This window comes from Bacteroidia bacterium (assembly GCA_037045145.1).
Taxonomy (GTDB): domain Bacteria; phylum Bacteroidota; class Bacteroidia; order AKYH767-A; family OLB10; genus OLB10.
This window is the reverse complement of sequence record JBAOIA010000011.1, coordinates 852,466-870,014: the sequence shown is the minus strand read 5'-3', so window position 1 is coordinate 870,014 and position 17,549 is coordinate 852,466. Positions and strand designations below refer to the sequence as shown.

General features: G+C 35.6%; 14 protein-coding genes, 1 tRNA gene and 1 CRISPR repeat array. Of the genes, 11 read left to right on the top strand and 4 right to left on the bottom strand.

From position 1 onward, the window contains the following. Window position 1: 1 nt before the first annotated feature. From V9G42_04870 to V9G42_04860, 3 genes are all read right to left on the bottom strand, one after another. A complete protein-coding gene (locus V9G42_04870; protein MEI2758753.1) occupies window positions 2-1,651 on the bottom strand; it encodes a S41 family peptidase in 1,650 nt (549 codons plus the stop codon). Between the two features lie 5 nt (window positions 1,652-1,656). Further along, complete coding sequence (locus V9G42_04865; GenBank protein MEI2758752.1) at window positions 1,657-2,133, bottom strand: dCMP deaminase family protein; 477 nt, start codon at window positions 2,131-2,133, stop codon at window positions 1,657-1,659. A gap of 45 nt (window positions 2,134-2,178) precedes the next feature. Then, a tRNA-Leu gene (locus tag V9G42_04860) sits at window positions 2,179-2,265 on the bottom strand. Window positions 2,266-2,720: 455 nt separating this feature from the next. Here V9G42_04860 and cas12a point away from each other — a divergent pair. The 6 genes from cas12a (at window position 2,721) to V9G42_04830 (ending at window position 11,070) form a co-directional block, all read left to right on the top strand. After that, window positions 2,721-6,533, top strand: a complete 3,813-nt coding sequence (gene cas12a, locus V9G42_04855) for a type V CRISPR-associated protein Cas12a/Cpf1 (GenBank protein MEI2758751.1) — start codon at window positions 2,721-2,723, stop codon at window positions 6,531-6,533. 5 nt (window positions 6,534-6,538) lie between these two features. Further along, on the top strand, window positions 6,539-7,537 hold the full coding sequence (locus V9G42_04850) for a virulence RhuM family protein (protein ID MEI2758750.1): 999 nt from the start codon (window positions 6,539-6,541) through the stop codon (window positions 7,535-7,537). Between the two features lie 252 nt (window positions 7,538-7,789). Then, the gene (locus V9G42_04845; protein MEI2758749.1) at window positions 7,790-8,797 is read left to right on the top strand and encodes a hypothetical protein; all 1,008 of its coding nucleotides are present in this window, start codon (window positions 7,790-7,792) and stop codon (window positions 8,795-8,797) included. 5 nt (window positions 8,798-8,802) lie between these two features. After that, a complete protein-coding gene (locus V9G42_04840; protein MEI2758748.1) occupies window positions 8,803-9,057 on the top strand; it encodes a CRISPR-associated endonuclease Cas1 in 255 nt (84 codons plus the stop codon). Window positions 9,058-9,125: 68 nt separating this feature from the next. Further along, window positions 9,126-9,407: a CRISPR-associated endonuclease Cas2 gene (gene cas2 / locus V9G42_04835; GenBank protein MEI2758747.1), complete on the top strand. Its 282-nt coding sequence runs from the start codon at window positions 9,126-9,128 to the stop codon at window positions 9,405-9,407. A 160-nt stretch (window positions 9,408-9,567) separates the two neighbouring features. Continuing rightward, window positions 9,568-10,173: a CRISPR direct-repeat array (repeat unit 35 nt; unit sequence GCTACTAAGCCAAACAAATTTCTACTATTGTAGAT). Window positions 10,174-10,350: 177 nt separating this feature from the next. Beyond that, on the top strand, window positions 10,351-11,070 hold the full coding sequence (locus V9G42_04830) for a zinc ribbon domain-containing protein (protein ID MEI2758746.1): 720 nt from the start codon (window positions 10,351-10,353) through the stop codon (window positions 11,068-11,070). On the opposite strand, the gene V9G42_04825 is transcribed toward V9G42_04830, so the two are convergent. Beyond that, window positions 11,063-11,464, bottom strand: coding sequence for a hypothetical protein (locus tag V9G42_04825; GenBank protein MEI2758745.1), 402 nt, complete (start codon window positions 11,462-11,464; stop codon window positions 11,063-11,065). The two genes, V9G42_04830 and V9G42_04825, sit on opposite strands and share 8 nt — an antisense overlap. Before the next feature lie 195 nt (window positions 11,465-11,659). Here V9G42_04825 and V9G42_04820 point away from each other — a divergent pair, with 195 nt between their 5' ends. The 5 genes from V9G42_04820 (at window position 11,660) to V9G42_04800 (ending at window position 17,456) form a co-directional block, all read left to right on the top strand. Beyond that, window positions 11,660-12,595 (top strand): ribose-phosphate pyrophosphokinase, encoded by a 936-nt coding sequence (locus V9G42_04820; GenBank protein MEI2758744.1) that lies wholly within the window; start codon window positions 11,660-11,662, stop codon window positions 12,593-12,595. Window positions 12,596-12,613: 18 nt separating this feature from the next. After that, complete coding sequence (locus tag V9G42_04815; protein ID MEI2758743.1) at window positions 12,614-13,240, top strand: 50S ribosomal protein L25/general stress protein Ctc; 627 nt, start codon at window positions 12,614-12,616, stop codon at window positions 13,238-13,240. A 71-nt stretch (window positions 13,241-13,311) separates the two neighbouring features. Continuing rightward, on the top strand, window positions 13,312-13,878 hold the full coding sequence (gene pth, locus V9G42_04810; protein ID MEI2758742.1) for an aminoacyl-tRNA hydrolase: 567 nt from the start codon (window positions 13,312-13,314) through the stop codon (window positions 13,876-13,878). Between the two features lie 124 nt (window positions 13,879-14,002). Then, the gene (locus tag V9G42_04805; GenBank protein MEI2758741.1) at window positions 14,003-15,133 is read left to right on the top strand and encodes an acyltransferase; all 1,131 of its coding nucleotides are present in this window, start codon (window positions 14,003-14,005) and stop codon (window positions 15,131-15,133) included. Between the two features lie 31 nt (window positions 15,134-15,164). After that, a complete protein-coding gene (locus V9G42_04800) occupies window positions 15,165-17,456 on the top strand; it encodes a tail fiber domain-containing protein (GenBank protein MEI2758740.1) in 2,292 nt (763 codons plus the stop codon). Window positions 17,457-17,549: the final 93 nt, after the last annotated feature.

Here is a 17,549-nt window from a genome sequence, read left to right as displayed (position 1 = left end):
ATTATTTCTCTTTTGCCTCTTTAACCATAACCTGTTCTGTGCTTTCCGATTGCTGTAATGCTGCATTAAACGCTTTGTCATCAGACAATACAACACGATAAAAAGCATCATTGCCAAATAACAACCTTCCGATGTTTGCTTTAAGCTGATTGGCAATTAGCTGCTTCGATGCATGAATACTTTTTTCATCCGGTTTCACTTTATTGTCAATGGCGTAAACAAAGAAATCGCTTAGCAGCCGCTGGTCGGCAGCAAAATTTTTTATGTAATCGTCAATGCTTTTATAGGCATTAAGTTTGTTTCTGTTCTTATCGGTATAATCATACGAAAAGCGGCTTACCAACCCCAACCCAAAAACAGAACGGGCAAATTCATTGTCGGCAGTCGTATCAATAGGAATAAACAAATCAGGCATAATGCCGCCTCCGCCATAAACTACTTTACCTCCGGGTGTTGTATATTTTAATGAGTCGTTAAAGTGTGTACTGTCTGCATTCACCATTTCGCCATGCTTAAACCTATCAAACACTTCTTCTTCGTAGGCCATGTAGCCATTCTTGTAAGGCTTCTGTATGCTACGTCCGGTAGGCGTATAATAACGTGCTACGGTCAGGCGCATAGCAGAGCCATCAGGAAACAATGTTTGCTCCTGAACCAATCCTTTACCGAATGATCTGCGACCAATAATTTCTGCTCTGTCCCAATCCTGCAAGGCACCTGCCAGTATCTCTGATGCCGAAGCAGAGCCTTCATCAATCAGAACAAAAACTTTTCCTTTTTCAAAATCACCTTTCTCCGTGGCATAATAATTTTTTCGCGGACGTGCTTTTCCTTCTGTATAAACGATTAATTTTTTATCGGGCAAAAACTCATCTGCAAGCATGGTAGCTGCATCTAAATAACCTCCCGGATTTCCTCTTAAGTCAAGAATAAGATTTTCCATGCCTTGTTTTTTCAATGCTGCTACAGCCTCCATAAATTCATCGTAGGTTGTGGCAGAGAATCTCGAAATTTTTATGTAACCGGTTTTTGCATCAGCCATAAAAGATGTTTCCAGACTGCGGATAGGAATTTTACCTCTTATAATGGTAAAGTCGAGCAATTTTTCTATACCACTGCGTTTAACCTTCAAGGCAACCTTGGTTCCTTCGGGGCCGCGCAGGTATTTAAACACGTCTTCGTTTTTTATGCCTATACCGGCAATTTTCTTTTTATCTACTTCGACAATGCGGTCACCGGGACGCAGCCCGATAGTTTCTGATGGGCCACCTGCAATGGTTGACACCACCATGATGGTATCGTACTGTATGTGAAACTCTATGCCTATACCTTCAAAATTTCCTTCAAGGGGTTCGTTAACTGACTTCAGTTCGTCTGCAGGAATATAGGAGGAGTGTGGGTCAAGGTTTTGCAGTATTTGTGTTATGCTGCTGTTAACTAACTCCCGCTGATTAATAGTGTCCACATATTCCTGACGGATATAGTTGACTACATCGTTTATTTTATTGAACCCGGCAGAAGAGCCACGGCTAAAAAGAATATTCTGACCTCCTTTAAATGAATTATTGAACGACATTCCTAAGACGATGCCTACTGTAATGAGCAAAGCATAAACAATAGGCTGAAAATTTTTGTTGCTTTTTGAATCCATTGAAATTACTTTGAAGGCAAAACAGCCTCAGGACGATATTGTTGCACTTCTACACTAAATTTTCTTAAAAAGTCCACTCCTTCATCCGACTGTATGCCTTTATACCGGGCATAAGAATTTAAGAAAATCACTTTTTTTATACCTGCTGTAAACACCACCTTTGCACAAGCCAGGCAAGGCGAAAGCGTTACATATAGCGTTGCCCCCTCTACCGACACTTTATTTTTTGCAGCATAGAGAACAGCATTTTGTTCTGCATGAATGGCTAAAGAGCAACCGCCTTTGCTGTCGCGCGGGCACCCTTCATCAGGCCATTCTGTATCGCAATTGTGCGTGCCGGAAGGTGGACCATTATATCCCAGAGAGATAATTCGTGTATCTTTTGTTAATACTGCACCTACTTGCATTTTAACACAATGCGATTTTAAGGCAAGTGTTTTTGCCAGATCCATGTATATATCATCAAAACCGGGTGCTGCCATAGCTATAAAAGATTAAAAAGCAAAGCCCTCATTGTGAGGGCTTACTGGTACCCGGAGCCGGGATCGAACCGGCATGAGGTTTAGCTCACTGGTGTTTGAGACCAGCGCGTCTACCAATTCCGCCATCCGGGTATATTCTATTCAAAAAACGAGGCTGCGAAAATACAAAATTTCAACTTATACAAATGAGTGAAGAAGATTTTTTATGCCTATTTTAAATGAGATTGATCTGCAAAAAAAGTACGGCTTTCAAAAGATGTTTACCAATAATAAAACTACAACAAGTAACTCCATAGCGAATTTAACCACATAATTTTAATAAACAACTTACAACTTTAGTTAATGCAATGGCACATGTCCCTACTTGATTGCTCTTGCCATATTAGGGAAAATCAATTTGTCTAATATTATTAGTGAGGTCTAAATTTCTTCCCTTATTCTAATTCGATTAAAAAGAATCTTATAATTAAACTTAATTTAAACAACCTCAATACAATACACATTTTATGATTGCTTTGAAAGAAACACATTGCAATGATACAGTACGAAATTTCTATTTTTAACCTTCACTATTTTATAAAACCTCTATGCAACAATTCAACAACAAATACGCTTTAAGTAAAACACTCCGTTTTGAACTCAAACCCATTGGCAAAACCAAAGACCACATCAAAACAAAAGGCTTATTAACGCAAGATGAAAAAAGAGCTAGTAGCTACAAAGTCGTCAAAAAAATCATTGATGAATACCACAAATATTTTATCGAATTGGCGATGGATAAAGTTCGGTTAAGCAAATTAGAAGATTATCAAGCTTTATTTAATGCCTCTGCTGAACGGAAAAAAGAAGAAAGTTTTAAAAAAGAATTAGAAAAAATACAAACCGAGCTTAGGAAAGAAATTGTAAATGGATTTAAAACCGGAAATGCCAAAGAAATTTTTTCTGCTTTAGATAAAAAGGAATTAATCACCGAGCTATTACCCAATTGGCTCAGTGAAAAAGTGAAAAAAGACGAAGTAGAAGAATTTAAAACCTTTACTACCTACTTCACAGGGTTTCATGAAAACCGAAAAAACATGTATTCCGATAAAGAGCAAAGTACCGCCATTGCTTATCGTTTGATACATGAGAATTTACCCAAGTTTCTGGATAATATGAAGGTGTTTGACAAACTGAAAGAGGTGCCTGAACTTCAAGAAAATTGCAAGAAACTTTACAAAGAAATTGAGGAATATCTAAATATAATTTCCATTGATGAAGTTTTTGAGCTAGACTATTACAATATGGTTTTAACTCAAAAACAAATTGATGTTTATAACCTCATTATCGGAGGAAGAACATCTCAAGAAAATGAAATAAAAATCCAAGGTTTAAACGAATACATCAACCTATACAACCAAAAGCAGAAGGATAAAAAATACCGCCTACCTAAATTAAAACCGCTCTATAAAATGATTTTGAGCGATAGCGAAAGTATCTCTTTTTTACAAGAAAAATTTGATAATAGTCAAGAAGTTCTCAAAGCCATCAACGATTATTACCACGCCAATTTAATTTCTTATCAATCCTCTGAAAAAGACGAAACCGAGAATGTTCTAGAGCGAATAAAAGAGCTTTTGGCAGACTTGACTACCTATAATCTTTCCCAAGTCTATATCCGAAATGACCGCTCCATAACAGATATTTCACAAGCAGTTTTTGGAGATTTTAGCATTATAAAAGAGGCAATGAGGTTTTCTTTTTTAAAAGGATTGGAAATTACTAAGAAGGGATTGAGTAAAAAACAAGAAGAAAGTTTGGAGAGGTACTTAAAGCAAAATTATTTTTCCATAGCTGAAATTGAAAATGCTTTGCAGCAATACAAAGATGAAAACGATGCTTTGAAAGATTTAAAATCCAATACCATTTCAGATTATTTTAAAAATAATTTCAAAACCAAAGTAAATGATAAGGAATATGATTTAGTGTCAAATGTTGATGCAAAATACCTTTGTGTAAAAGGAATTTTAGAAAACTATCCAGAAGATAAAAAACTGAACCAAGAGCAAACAGATATTGACAATATCAAATTGTTTTTAGATAGCTTAATGCTGATTTTACATTTTGTAAAACCCTTAATGTTGCCTAACGACAGCACATTAGAAAAAGACCAAAACTTTTATAACACTTTAGAACCATATTATAAAGAACTGCAACATCTTATTCCGCTTTACAATAAAGTGAGAAATTTTGCTACACAAAAAGCTTATAATACTGAAAAAATTAAGTTGAATTTTGAGAACAGCACTTTGTTGGCAGGTTGGGATGTAAACAAAGAATCGGATAATACTTCCGTATTATTCAAAAAAGGTAATTTGTATTACTTGGGTATCATGGATAAAAATCACAATAGAATTTTTAAAAATCCTCCCAAAGCAAATACAGATAATACTTATTCAAAAATCAATTACAAACTGCTTCCTGGTGCAAGTAAAATGTTACCTAAAGTATTTTTTAGTGCAAGAAATATCGGCTTTTATAATCCATCAGAAGAAATTGAAACGATTAGAAATTACGGTACACATACCAAAGGTGGAGAGCCTCAAAAAGGTTATGAGAAAAGGGATTTCAGCTTGAGTGATTGTAGAAAGATGATTGATTTTTTCAAAGCTTCAATTGACAAACATCCGGAATGGAAATTATTTGGTTTTGAATTTTCGGATACACAAAGTTACGATTCAATTGATGAGTTTTATAGAGAAGTGGAAGCCCAAGGTTATACCATTTCATACACAGCAATAGATGAGACCTACATCAATCAATTGGTTGATGTAGGTAAACTCTACCTATTTCAAATCTACAACAAAGATTTTTCTGAATATAGCAAAGGTATGCCCAATATGCACACAATGTACTGGAAAGCCCTGTTTGATGAGGAAAACTTAAAAGATGTTGTTTATAAGCTCAATGGACAAGCAGAAGTTTTTTATCGTAAAAAATCAATTACTGATGATAAAAAAATCATTCATAAAGCCAATGAAAAAGTTGCTAATAAAAACCCACTCAATACCAAGAAAGAAAGTTTGTTTACCTACGATTTGGTAAAAGACAAACGTTTTACGGTGGACAAATTCCAGTTCCATGTTCCTATTACTTTAAATTTTAAAGCAGAAGGAAATGATTATATCAATCAAGATGTTTTAACCTATCTCAAAAACAATCCCGATGTCAACATCATCGGTTTAGACCGTGGCGAAAGGCATTTAATTTACCTCACCCTTATCAATCAAAAAGAAGAAATACTACAACAGTTTTCTCTGAATGATATCGTAAACGAGTACCAAGGAGAAACCTATAAAACAGGCTATAAAGACTTGTTGGACAAAAAGGAAAAAGAAAGAGCTGCTGCAAGAGAAAACTGGGGAACAATTGAAAACATAAAAGAACTGAAAGAAGGCTACATCTCCCAAGTGGTTCACAAAATAGCAAAATTAATGGTAGAGTACAATGCTATTGTAGTGATGGAAGATTTGAACATGGGCTTTAAGCGGGGAAGATTTAAAGTAGAAAAACAAGTCTATCAAAAATTAGAGAAAATGTTGATTGATAAGCTCAATTATTTAGTATTTAAAGATGCAAAAGAAAATGAAGCGGGTTATTTATACAATGCCTTACAATTGACCAACAAGTTTGAAAGTTTCCAAAAAATGGGAAAACAAAGTGGTTTCCTATTTTATGTCCCGGCATGGAACACCAGTAAAATAGACCCTACCACGGGTTTTGTCAATTTGTTTTTTGCTAAATACGAAAGCGTAGAAAAAGCACAAAAATTCTTTAGCAGTTTTGATGCTATCCATTTTAATCAAAAAGAAAACTATTTTGAGTTTGCTTTTGATTACGACAATTTTACAGAAAGAGCCAAAGACACCAAAACCAAATGGACGGTTTGTACTCATGGAGAAAGAATTTTAACCTTCCGAAATCCTCAAAAAAATAATGAGTGGGATAATAAAGAGATAAAACTTTCAGAAGAATTTGAAGACTTATTGGGCAAATATCAAATTACTTATGGCGATGGAATTTGCATCAAATCGCAGATAGTTGCACAAAATAATGCTAAATTTTTCAAGGTATTGATGGATTTATTCAAACTTACTTTGCAAATGCGAAACAGCGTCACCAATAGCGAAGTAGATTATTTGGTTTCGCCTGTAAAAAATGCCCAAGGAGCATTTTATGATAGCAGAAAAGCTGATGACACTTTACCCAAAGATGCTGATGCTAATGGTGCCTATCATATTGCTAAAAAAGGATTGATGTGGATCCAACAAATTCATGATTTTGAAGGTAAGGAATGGAAAAATTTAAAATTTGAAAATACCAATAAAGGCTGGTTGAATTTTGTACAACGCAAAAACTAACAATTATGAGCGAAATTATTATTTATCAAAGCCAAGATAATTCGGTACAAATAGATGTAAAATTTGAAGAAGAAACTGTTTGGCTCTCGCAAGAGCAAATGGCTACATTGTTTGGAAAAGGAAGAAGTACCATTGCAGAACATATTTTAAATGTTTTTAAAGAAGGAGAGCTGGAAGAAAAAGTGGTGTGTCGGGATTTCCGACATACCACTAAGCACGGTGCTATTGAAGGAAAAACACAGGAAAAACTAGTGAAGTATTATAACCTAGATGTAATTATTTCTGTTGGTTACCGGGTAAAATCCCAACAAGGTACGCAATTCCGTATATGGGCTACCCAAAGATTGAGAGAATATTTACTCAAAGGATTTGCCATTGATAGTCATCGTTTGAAAAACTTGGGTGGCGGTAATTATTGGAAAGAACTTTTAGATACTATACGTGACATTAGAAGCAGCGAAAAGGTAATGTACCGGCAGGTATTGGATTTGTATGCCACTGCAAAAGATTATGATCCAAAATCTTCGGAAAGTATTTTATTTTTTAAGATGGTGCAAAATAAACTGCATTATGCAGCTCATGGAAACACGGCTGCTGAGGTTATTTATTTTAGGGTTGATTCCGATAAACCTTTTGCCGGTTTAACTAACTTTAAAGGAATACAACCTACAGCCTCCGAAGCTTTAATTGCAAAAAATTATTTAGAAGAAAAGGAATTAAAAGTTCTGAACAACTTGGTGTCGGCTTACTTTGATTTGGCAGAAATAAATGCACTCGAAGAAAAGCCCATGTATATGAAAGATTATGTTGAAGAATTAGACAGTTTACTAAATTCTTCTAACAGAAAATTGCTTTCAGATAATGGAAAAATAAGTCATCAACAAGCGATGGAGAAAGCGAGAAAAGAGTTTAAAGAATATCAAAATAAATCCTTGAGTGAAGTAGAAAAAGCATATTTAGAAAATTTAAATCAAATAGAAAAAGTGGTAAAAAAGAAAAAATAATTTCATTTTAATAGCTAAAATTGAAATTCATAAGCATATAAAAAATGGAAAATTACAAACTAACCAAAGCAATCCGATTCAAATTAGAATCAAACGATAACAACAATCTTATTCAGCAAAAGGTAGGAGAAGTAAAAAATATTTCTTTTGAATTAACGTCTTTCGTTGTTCAATTGGGAGATTTCAAAAGCAAATTGAAAAAATATCTCTTTTTTTAAAGCAAAAAGTGGCGATGAAATATCAAAAAGTGCATTGTCTATAAAAACTGAATGGCTGAAACAATATGCTAAGCAGCTGTTTCATGATAGCGAAGCAGTACGTGATAAAAGTAAAAGAAAACAAACCAAAGCGATTGCTGATTTTAGAGGATTAACTTGGGAAATAGAAGATAGATTTGATGAACTTGAAGCCACTTATCAAGCTTTAACAAACGATGCGGATGTGAAACTTAATGAAAGAGCGAGAAATGCACAAACAGGGCTTTTACTGAAAAAGTTAGTTAACAAAAATGGCTTATCTTATTTTGTAGATTTAGTTGAAAACACCGTTGACAAAAAGGAAGAAGATAATTTGAGTGTGCAACTAAAACAACAAGGCAAAGCTTTGCAGCAAGAATTATTGGCAGGTATTCAAAAATGTTTACCAGAACAATCAGCAGGATTGCCTATTGCGAAAGCGAGTTTTAATTATTACACCATCAACAAAAAACCGGTGGACTACGCTCAAAAAATAAAAGAGCAAAAAGCTAAATTGAAAATAACTGATTGGGAAAGGCAAGTGTTTGAACGAACTAATTTTTCAAAAACAATAAAATCGAATATTCAACTCAATATTACTGATTTAGATGCCTTACGGCAGAAACTCAAAAACATCAAGGCTCATCAAAAAGCTGCTTTTAATGAGTTGATGACACAGGATATTAGCTATCAAGATTTAAAAGCCAATAATGAACTTTATTTGTTTAATACCATTTCAGAACAAGAATTTAATAGCTATAAAAAACATACAAACGAAATAGAAAAAAAAGCAACGTTACTCAACCAATCTACCAATGATAATGAAAAAAGAAGACTGCGAAGTGATTTGCAAAAACTAAAAAAAGAAAGAGGCTCACTCATTAACGCAGCTGACAAAAGAAACCAAACAGTTTTAAAACTTATAAAGATTTTGCAAACTTATATAGTTAATCTTTTTTTAAAATTTAATTTAATAAAAAAGATAACACTCGACATGGATACACTATGCTTTTTAATTATATAGAATGTATGACACGTCTTTTTGGGTTTGATCCCTATATGGGCGTTTATCATCAACTTGTTAGCAAAAAGCTTGGTTGCGACTTAATGGAGCCCTTTCGCTGCATCATTGAGCATCGTATCCGTAAGTCATTAAAATTAAAAACATTTAAGCCATCAGATTTTGAGTTAAAGAAAAATGCTTATTATCTAAAACCTGATTTAAGAAAATTATACATGCAAACATTTTTTGAAGCCATCATTGAACATAAGTCAAATCTATAAATACCTACAACAATATTACCGTTGTTTTATGGGGCGAAAAAGTGCCATCACCTTTCCAATATTTAAATATGAATAACGTTATAATCATTGCTTACGATATCACGAATAATAAATTAAGAACACATTTTTCTAAGTATCTGGAAAAATATGGTATGCGTGTACAATTTTCTGTATTTGAAATAAAAAATTCAAATCGTGTGTTAAATATTGTGCTCACTGCTATTGAAAATAAATTTAAAAAAAGATTTGAAGCGGGTGACAGCATTTATATTTTTAGAGCCAATCATGAAGAAACCATACGCTATGGAAGTGCTGAATTGGTAGACAAAAACCTGATTATAGTTGGATAAAACACAAAACTCAGGTATATTTAATTAAAAGGAAATTGTAATTCACTGGAAATCAAACCTAACTACTTTGATCATACAGTAGGTGGGGTTTAACTTCCAGAATTCACTTAGTTATAACATATTGGCATTCAGACAAAATTTTCTACATTTGGCAGCGATAGGCTACTAAGCCAAACAAATTTCTACTATTGTAGATATATTTCAGGAATCTCTGTTTTGTGAAAAGCTACTAAGCCAAACAAATTTCTACTATTGTAGATAAGCCGTGGTGCAGCAATGTACTGCGGCTGGCTACTAAGCCAAACAAATTTCTACTATTGTAGATTGTGGATGCGTCAAGCTGCCTAACCATTGGCTACTAAGCCAAACAAATTTCTACTATTGTAGATTCAGAGTTTATGAAGTCTTCAATAATAGGCTACTAAGCCAAACAAATTTCTACTATTGTAGATTTTTAACGTCTGTTGACATGTTATTAGAAGGCTACTAAGCCAAACAAATTTCTACTATTGTAGATCTTACATCTGCAATGTTTTCCGCTCTGAGGCTACTAAGCCAAACAAATTTCTACTATTGTAGATTACCTGATCGGCTACATTTGATGCAGCTACTAAGCCAAACAAATTTCTACTATTGTAGATAAACTAATGGCTGGGCGAAATGTTTAAGGCTACTAAGCCAAACAAATTTCTACTATTGTAGATGGATTACCTATTAGTATTTTATTTCGGGCTACTAAGCCAAACAAATTTCTACTATTGTAGATGTCACTTAAAAACTACTCTATCGGCTACTAGCACATCTACTATTGTAGATAGTCGTGCTTTCTGCTCGTCTTTGAGCAGGCTACTAAGCCAAACAAATTTCTATTAATGTAGATTTGGACGTTGGTTTAAAATACACTTTGATTAGTTATTTTTATCACTCCTAAATAATTAATACAATGGCACTCATTAACTGTCCCGAATGCGGCAAAGAAGTAAGCGATAAAGCTACCGTTTGCCCCTCTTGCGCCTTTCCGCTTGTAAAACAACAGCAGCATGTTGTTACCTCTACCGCAGCCGAACAAACGCTCGCCTTTCCCGACTTGCCTGCTGATTTGAATATTGGAAAGCAAATAACTAATTGGGGGCAGGACTCATACTTTAAAGGCGATTATCTGAGAGATGAAAATGTAATTGGCAATTTGGATTCGGGAAAAATAAATGTAATGCTGCACACGCATGGCATTACGCTGTCCACGTCATTAACTCATAGAGTAGAAATACACAATGCACAAATCATTTCACTCAATGTGAAAACTCGTGGCGAATTGGTATCTGCCGATAAATCCGTAATAGGCAGGGCAGTTGTTGGTGGACTTGTATTCGGAGGTGTTGGAGCTATCGTTGGCGGTTTGTCTGGCATAAATAAATCCGAAAAAATTACAGACAAAACATATCTTATCATAAACTATTGGGATGTGAAAACTCACTCGCCACAAACAATACTTATCGGTGGAGATAAAAAATTAATCACAAATTTTATTAATCGCTATCAGAAAGAATCAGCCTTAAATGAATCAGGACGCACTGCCGAAAAAGAAAAAAACACAGCAGGAAAAGTTATGATGATTATACTGCTGCTGGTTGCGGTTTTTATAGTGTATTTGATTTTCAATTAATCCTTTCCGCCTTTACCGCAGCTCCTGCATATATATAGAAAGAGTTACCTCCTGCCATGCTTCTTGCATTGAGTTGTACGGTGCCTGCAGTTGCTCCTGTTTTAATGCTGCCGGTAATAAAAAACGCGAAGCTTGATACACCAGTTCCGCCAGAAGCCACGGTGTTGCTTTCTGCGCCACTGCTGTCAATTCCTTTTGCCATTAGCGAGGTTCCCACACTGCCAAGATTAGCCCATACCTGATATTCTATTGTTGCCCCTGCAGGGCAGTTAACACCTATGCGGCCACCATTTGTGCTGCTACTGCCCATGCGGCTGAGGTCATCAGCCAGAGTAGCTCGCATGGTTTTATATGCTGCTAATATTTTAGTCCAGGGATTTTTATTTGTTGGCATTTTTTTTGTAAACCTATTTTAGGACGAGACATCTCCAAAATTGCAGGCATATAATCCTTTTAAATTTCTACGATTACACATTTCAGCGATACGTTAGCTCATTTTTGATAACACTAAAAAAATATTCAAAATGAACTATTTGAAAATTGCCTAAAACTTCCTTTCTTTGCAGCCCTTTCAGAATCCCCTTTATCTATGGCAAGAGAAGTCAAATTATTTTCAGGTGAGGCAACACGCTATCTGGCTGATAATATTGCGCTTAGTTATGGTTTGCCCCTTGGCGATGTCATTGTTTCGCATTTCAGTGATGGGGAATTTTCGCCCTATTTTGACGAAACGGTCCGTGGCTGCGATGTGTTTATCATTCAGTCAACCTTTGCGCCAACAAATAATTTGTTTGAACTGCTACTGCTTATTGATGCTGCCAAACGTGCTTCGGCACACTACATCACTGCCGTTATACCTTATTTTGGCTTTGCCCGCAGCGACAGAAAAGACAAACCCAGAGTGGCTATTGCCAGCAAATTAGTTGCCAACCTGCTCACTGCTGCCGGTGTTACCCGTGTGATGACCATGGACCTACATGCTCCGCAAATTCAAGGTTTTTTTGATGTTCCGGTAGATCACCTGGATGCCTCTTCCATATTTGTTCCCTATATCAAAAACCTTAACCTGCCCAACCTGCTTATAGCAGCACCGGATATGGGTGGTGTTTATCGTGCCCGCGAGTATGCCAAATTCTTTAATGCCGAAATGGCTATTTGCGACAAACAACGCAAGCGTGCCAACGAAGTGGCCAGCATGCAGGTGATTGGTGATGTTACGGGTAAAGATGTGATATTGGTTGACGACATTGTGGATACAGCAGGCACATTAACCAAAGCTGCCGACTTGCTTATAGAAAAAGGAGCCAGCTCCGTGAGGGCTTTCTGTACACATGCTGTGCTTTCGGGCAATGCTTATGAAACTATTGAAAACTCCAAACTGACCGAACTGATAGTAACTGATACCATACCATTACGAAAAAAATCAACAAAAATAGTACAGCTATCAACGGCAGAACTTTTTGCTTATGCTATCAGAAGGGTTTATGAATATTCTTCTATCAGCAATCTATTTGTTAAATCTTAAATTTATATATCAATTACAATGAAATCATTAACGATTAAAGGTACCAAAAGAGTAGGCCTTAAAAAACAAGAGTTGAAAAAACTCCGTGCCGATGGTAATGTACCATGCGTGTTATACGGTGGGAAAGAAAATGTGCACTTTAGCACAACGGCACTTGAACTGAGAGATCTGGTTTATTCTCCACAAGTTTACACGGTTAATCTCGATGTAAATGGAGAGCAGTTTCATGCAGTAATGCAAGACATCCAGTTTCATCCTGTGACGGACAAAATCCAACACGTAGACTTTTTGCAATTACATCCGGACAAAGCTGTTTCTATAGCTGTTCCGGTTGCCGTTAAAGGCAGCGCAGAAGGTGTTAAACAAGGTGGTAAGCTGATTCAGAAAATGCGCAAAATGCAAATCAGTGCATTACCTGCAAATTTACCTGATGCTATTGAAATTGATGTCACTACCTTGGGTATAGGACAAGCAGTTAAAGTTTCTAATATTCAGCGCGACAACATTACATTACTTGACTCACCAAACAACATCATTGTTGCTGTAAGAACAACAAGAAATGTGGTTGAAGAAAGTCCTGCTGCTGCTGCTGCACCTGCTGCTGCCAAGCCTGCTGCTGCACCTGCTGCCAAACCGGCTAAATAATTTTTTTATTAATATGATGAAGCCGGGTATTCCAATATCCGGCTTCTTTGTTTTTTAAATATTTATGTTCAATGTCTAAATTTTTGATTGCTGGTTTGGGTAATCCTGGTGCAGAGTATGTCGGCACACGACATAACATTGGCTTTGGAGTTGTTGACTTTATAGCGCAACAACATGAATTCAGTTTCAACAGCGGACGCTATGCTCATGTTTGCGAATGGCGTCATCGTGGCAAGCCTGTGTTTTTGATTAAACCCACCACCTACATGAACCTTAGTGGCAAAGCCGTACAATACTGGATGCAAGCCGAAAAAATTGCAATTGAAAATATTCTAGTCATTGCCGATGATATTGCTTTGCCCTTTGGAACACTGCGCTTGCGTGCTAAAGGCAGCGATGGCGGACACAATGGACTTAAAAGCATTCAGGAATGTTTGAACAACACCAACTATGCCCGACTGCGCTTTGGTGTAGGCAGTAATTTCCCAAAAGGTCGTCAGGCTGATTATGTTTTAGGAAGTTGGGACTCAGAAGAGCTTGCCGCTATCCCTGAAAAATTAAAACTTGCAGAAGAGATAGTTAAAAGTTTTATTGGTCATGGAGTAAACCGAACTATGAATGATTTTAATAAAAGATAAAATCGCCAGAAACAAGATTTATTACCTTTTTTGAAAAACAACATTTCTTAAAACCACACACCAAAAAGGCTTCTCTTTATAGAATTAATACAATACTTTTACCCAATCAAAAAATTAAATTCTTTTGGCTGAGAAAACAATTTTTTTTAAAGGATTAAACGGTATTCGTGCTATTGCAGCTTTGTCAGTGTTGTTTGCTCACACTACAATGATGCTTGGTGATTTTGGTCTCAATGCTTTTATTTTCGGTACTTATGATGATGGTAATCCCAAAGCAACATTACTTGCAGGATTGGGTGTATCAATGTTTTTTGCACTTAGCGGTTTTCTTATAACCTATTTGCTGCTGGAAGAAAAAAAAACCGGCAATATTTCTGTCAAAAACTTTTACATCAGGCGTGTGCTTAGAATATGGCCCTTGTACTATGCCTATATGATTTTAAGCCTGCTTACTTTAATTAAATTTACAGAACAAACTATAAACAGTACTATTCTGTTTTACATTTTTTTAGCAGCTAACGTTCCATTTATTATCGGAACAGCCATTGATTTTATTTCGCACTACTGGTCTCTGGGTGTTGAAGAACAATTTTATTCCTTTTGGCCCTGGCTGATCAGAAGGGGGGGGGGTAACACACTGATAATGACAGTGTTGATTTGTGCCGGATTGATACTTCTGAAAACTGCCATCCGCATTTATGACATTCAATATAATAATGGTAATATTGGTTTAGCATATTCTATATTGCATACTACACGCTTTCAATGTATGCTCATTGGTGCCGTGGGTGCCATTCTGTATTTTCAACAAAACAAATGGTTTCTGATGCTCACCAACAATTACTTTGTACAGTCAATAGCTTGGCTGGCCATTGTACTTGCCGCTGTCAACCAATTCCATATTATTTCTTTTCTGGACAATGAAATTTTTTGTGTGGTTACCCTTGTGGTGATTATTGGGCAAATAAAAACAGAAAAAAGAATCGTTAATTTAAACCACCCAGTCTTTGATTTTGTTGGAAAGATATCTTACGGTATTTATGTTATCCACCCGTTGGTTATTTTTTACCTCGCCAAGGCAATTCACTTTTCAAACAGTCAACTTCCACTTAATTACTTAATCATTTATATAGTGGTTTTTATAGCAGTTATATCAATAGCCTATTTATCATACAAATATTTCGAAAAACCATTTTTAAGTCTAAAGTTGAAATATTCAATTGTAAGAAGCAGTTCAGAAAGAAATAAGCATTAAATTTACGCTAATAAACTAAAAAATCAATATTATGAAACAATTAATGTTTTTATTAACGTTCAGCACGTTTAGCAGCATTGTAGCTGCACAAGTCAACTTCCCTCAGTCTCCAGTTCAAACCACCAATGCTTCTAGTCAAGCAGGAAATAACAACTTATTTATTGGAGCGAGTACTGGGAACAGCAATGCAGGTTTTAACAATTCTATATTAGGTAGTTTTGCTGGAGCACAATTGAATGCAGCATCTGACAATAACACTTTTGTTGGATTTGAATCAGGAGCAAACACAACTGCCGATAATAACACATTTATGGGATTTAGATCCGGCTTCAGTAATACCGGTGGTGCAACCACTGGAAATAATAATACATTTATTGGTTCTAGATGTGGTGAATTTAACCTAACCGGCCATTCAAACACCTTTATTGGAACAAGCACAGGTTTAAACAATATCACTGGTATTCGAAATGTATATATTGGTATGGCTGCTGGTGGTTTATCACAAAATTCTAACAACAACACTTTTGTTGGATTTGAATCAGGAGCAAACACAACTGCCAATAATAACACATTTATTGGTGCTAGATCCGGCTTCAGCAATACAGGTAGTGCAACCACTGGAACTAATAACACATTTATTGGTGCTAGATGTGGTGAATTTAACCTAACCGGCTATTCAAACACCTTTATTGGAACAAACACGGGTTTAAACAATATCAGTGGCTTTCAAAACTTATTTATTGGTATGGAAGCTGGTGGTTTATCACAAAATCAAGCAAGCGGATCTTCTAATGTTTTTATTGGACATTGGAGCGGAGCAACCTACACAACTGCAAGTAACAATATTGGTATTGGAATAAATTCCGCCAGGAATTTACTAAGTGGTCAAAACAATATTTTTATTGGACTTCGCTCCGGATTCTCTAATACTATTGCATCCAACAATGTATTTATGGGTTTTTCAAGTGGCGATAATACCAACACTGGTTCCAATAATACTTTTATTGGATTACAATCGGGTTTTTCAAATACCAATGGTCAAAACAATTCATTTTTTGGTGTAAATGCTGGTATATCAGGAGCAAATCACACAAATTGTTCCTCCTTTGGGGCTAATTCTGGTTTAGGCTCAACTAACCATGATTTTGCAACCGCAATTGGTGCAAACTCTATTGCAGATTGCAACGACTGTATGGTTCTAGGAAATGGCTCTATTTCAAGAAAATTTAGTGTTGGAGTTGGAACCTCTAACCCTGTTGGGAATTTTATGATTAGCGATATGTCCGGACTACCTGGTTCCACAGATATTAGATTTTCAGATTTACCATTAAATAACAGTTTAAACTATTTTTTAGTAATTGAAAACCCAGCAGGAAGTCCAAAGTCAACCAATAATGATACACGCCTTTTTGTTAAACAATTGAACATACCGACCAACTACAATAATTGCTCTCCAACAACAAACAACTATGTGCCTTATTGGAATACACAAGGACTAACTTGCTTAAGTCCAATTTATATTGACCCTGTTACGGTAAACACTACTTCTGGATCGGTGGGTATTGGCACTAATAGCATTAGAGTGTTTAATTCCTCTTCATCTTATGTTGCCAACTTAGGCCCAGCTTTGTCAGGTACAAAAGCACTGCTTGATGTAAATGGTTTAACCTTTACAAATACATTGGTTGTATCTTCCGACAAAAGATATAAAACAAGCATACTACAACTTACTTCTCCACTTGAAAAATTACTATCTATGAATGGATATAGCTATTATTGGGATAGAAAAAATTATCCTGCTGAAAACTTTGATAGCCATAAACAGATTGGATTCTTGGCGCAGGAGTTAGAAAAAGTTGTGCCTGAAGTTGTTTTTAAAGACCAAAATGGTAATTATGCTGTAAACTACAATGCAATTATACCAATTGTCGTTGAAGCTATGAAAGAACAACAAAAGGAAATAACTCAGTTAAAGTCAAGGTTATCAGAAATTGAAAATATGGCACTTGCTTGTTGCAGCATAAATTCCGCAAAACAACAACAAAAAGTGTCCACTCATGACATGTCGTACTTGTATCAAAACGAACCTAATCCTTTTACATCGTCCTGTACAATTAAATATTTTGTGCATGATGAAGCAAAAAAAACAAGTATTTATATTTACAACTTAAATCAACAGGTTGTATTACGATTTGAGAATCTATCAATAGGTATTGGTACTGTAAATGTATCCGCAAATTCATTGCCTGCAGGGAATTATATTTATACACTGCAAGTTGATGGTCAAAAAATTGACTCGAAAATCTTAACCGTTACCAAATAACTATTTTCATTTATTAAGAGCCTCAATATTGAGGCTCTTAATAAATAATGTCGAAACCAATTTTAAATAAAATTACACTAATCAACTATATTC

Excerpts from the sequence above, each read along its gene's own strand:
- V9G42_04870 (MEI2758753.1), bottom strand. The coding sequence starts at position 1,651 with ATGGATTCAAAAAGCAACAAAAATTTTCAGCCTATTGTTTATGCTTTG.
- V9G42_04865 (MEI2758752.1), bottom strand. The coding sequence starts at position 2,133 with ATGGCAGCACCCGGTTTTGATGATATATACATGGATCTGGCAAAAACA.
- cas12a (MEI2758751.1), top strand. The coding sequence starts at position 2,721 with ATGCAACAATTCAACAACAAATACGCTTTAAGTAAAACACTCCGTTTT.
- V9G42_04850 (MEI2758750.1), top strand. The coding sequence starts at position 6,539 with ATGAGCGAAATTATTATTTATCAAAGCCAAGATAATTCGGTACAAATA.
- V9G42_04840 (MEI2758748.1), top strand. The coding sequence starts at position 8,803 with ATGACACGTCTTTTTGGGTTTGATCCCTATATGGGCGTTTATCATCAA.
- cas2 (MEI2758747.1), top strand. The coding sequence starts at position 9,126 with ATGAATAACGTTATAATCATTGCTTACGATATCACGAATAATAAATTA.
- V9G42_04830 (MEI2758746.1), top strand. The coding sequence starts at position 10,351 with ATGGCACTCATTAACTGTCCCGAATGCGGCAAAGAAGTAAGCGATAAA.
- V9G42_04825 (MEI2758745.1), bottom strand. The coding sequence starts at position 11,464 with ATGCCAACAAATAAAAATCCCTGGACTAAAATATTAGCAGCATATAAA.
- V9G42_04820 (MEI2758744.1), top strand. The coding sequence starts at position 11,660 with ATGGCAAGAGAAGTCAAATTATTTTCAGGTGAGGCAACACGCTATCTG.
- V9G42_04815 (MEI2758743.1), top strand. The coding sequence starts at position 12,614 with ATGAAATCATTAACGATTAAAGGTACCAAAAGAGTAGGCCTTAAAAAA.
- pth (MEI2758742.1), top strand. The coding sequence starts at position 13,312 with ATGTCTAAATTTTTGATTGCTGGTTTGGGTAATCCTGGTGCAGAGTAT.
- V9G42_04800 (MEI2758740.1), top strand. The coding sequence starts at position 15,165 with ATGAAACAATTAATGTTTTTATTAACGTTCAGCACGTTTAGCAGCATT.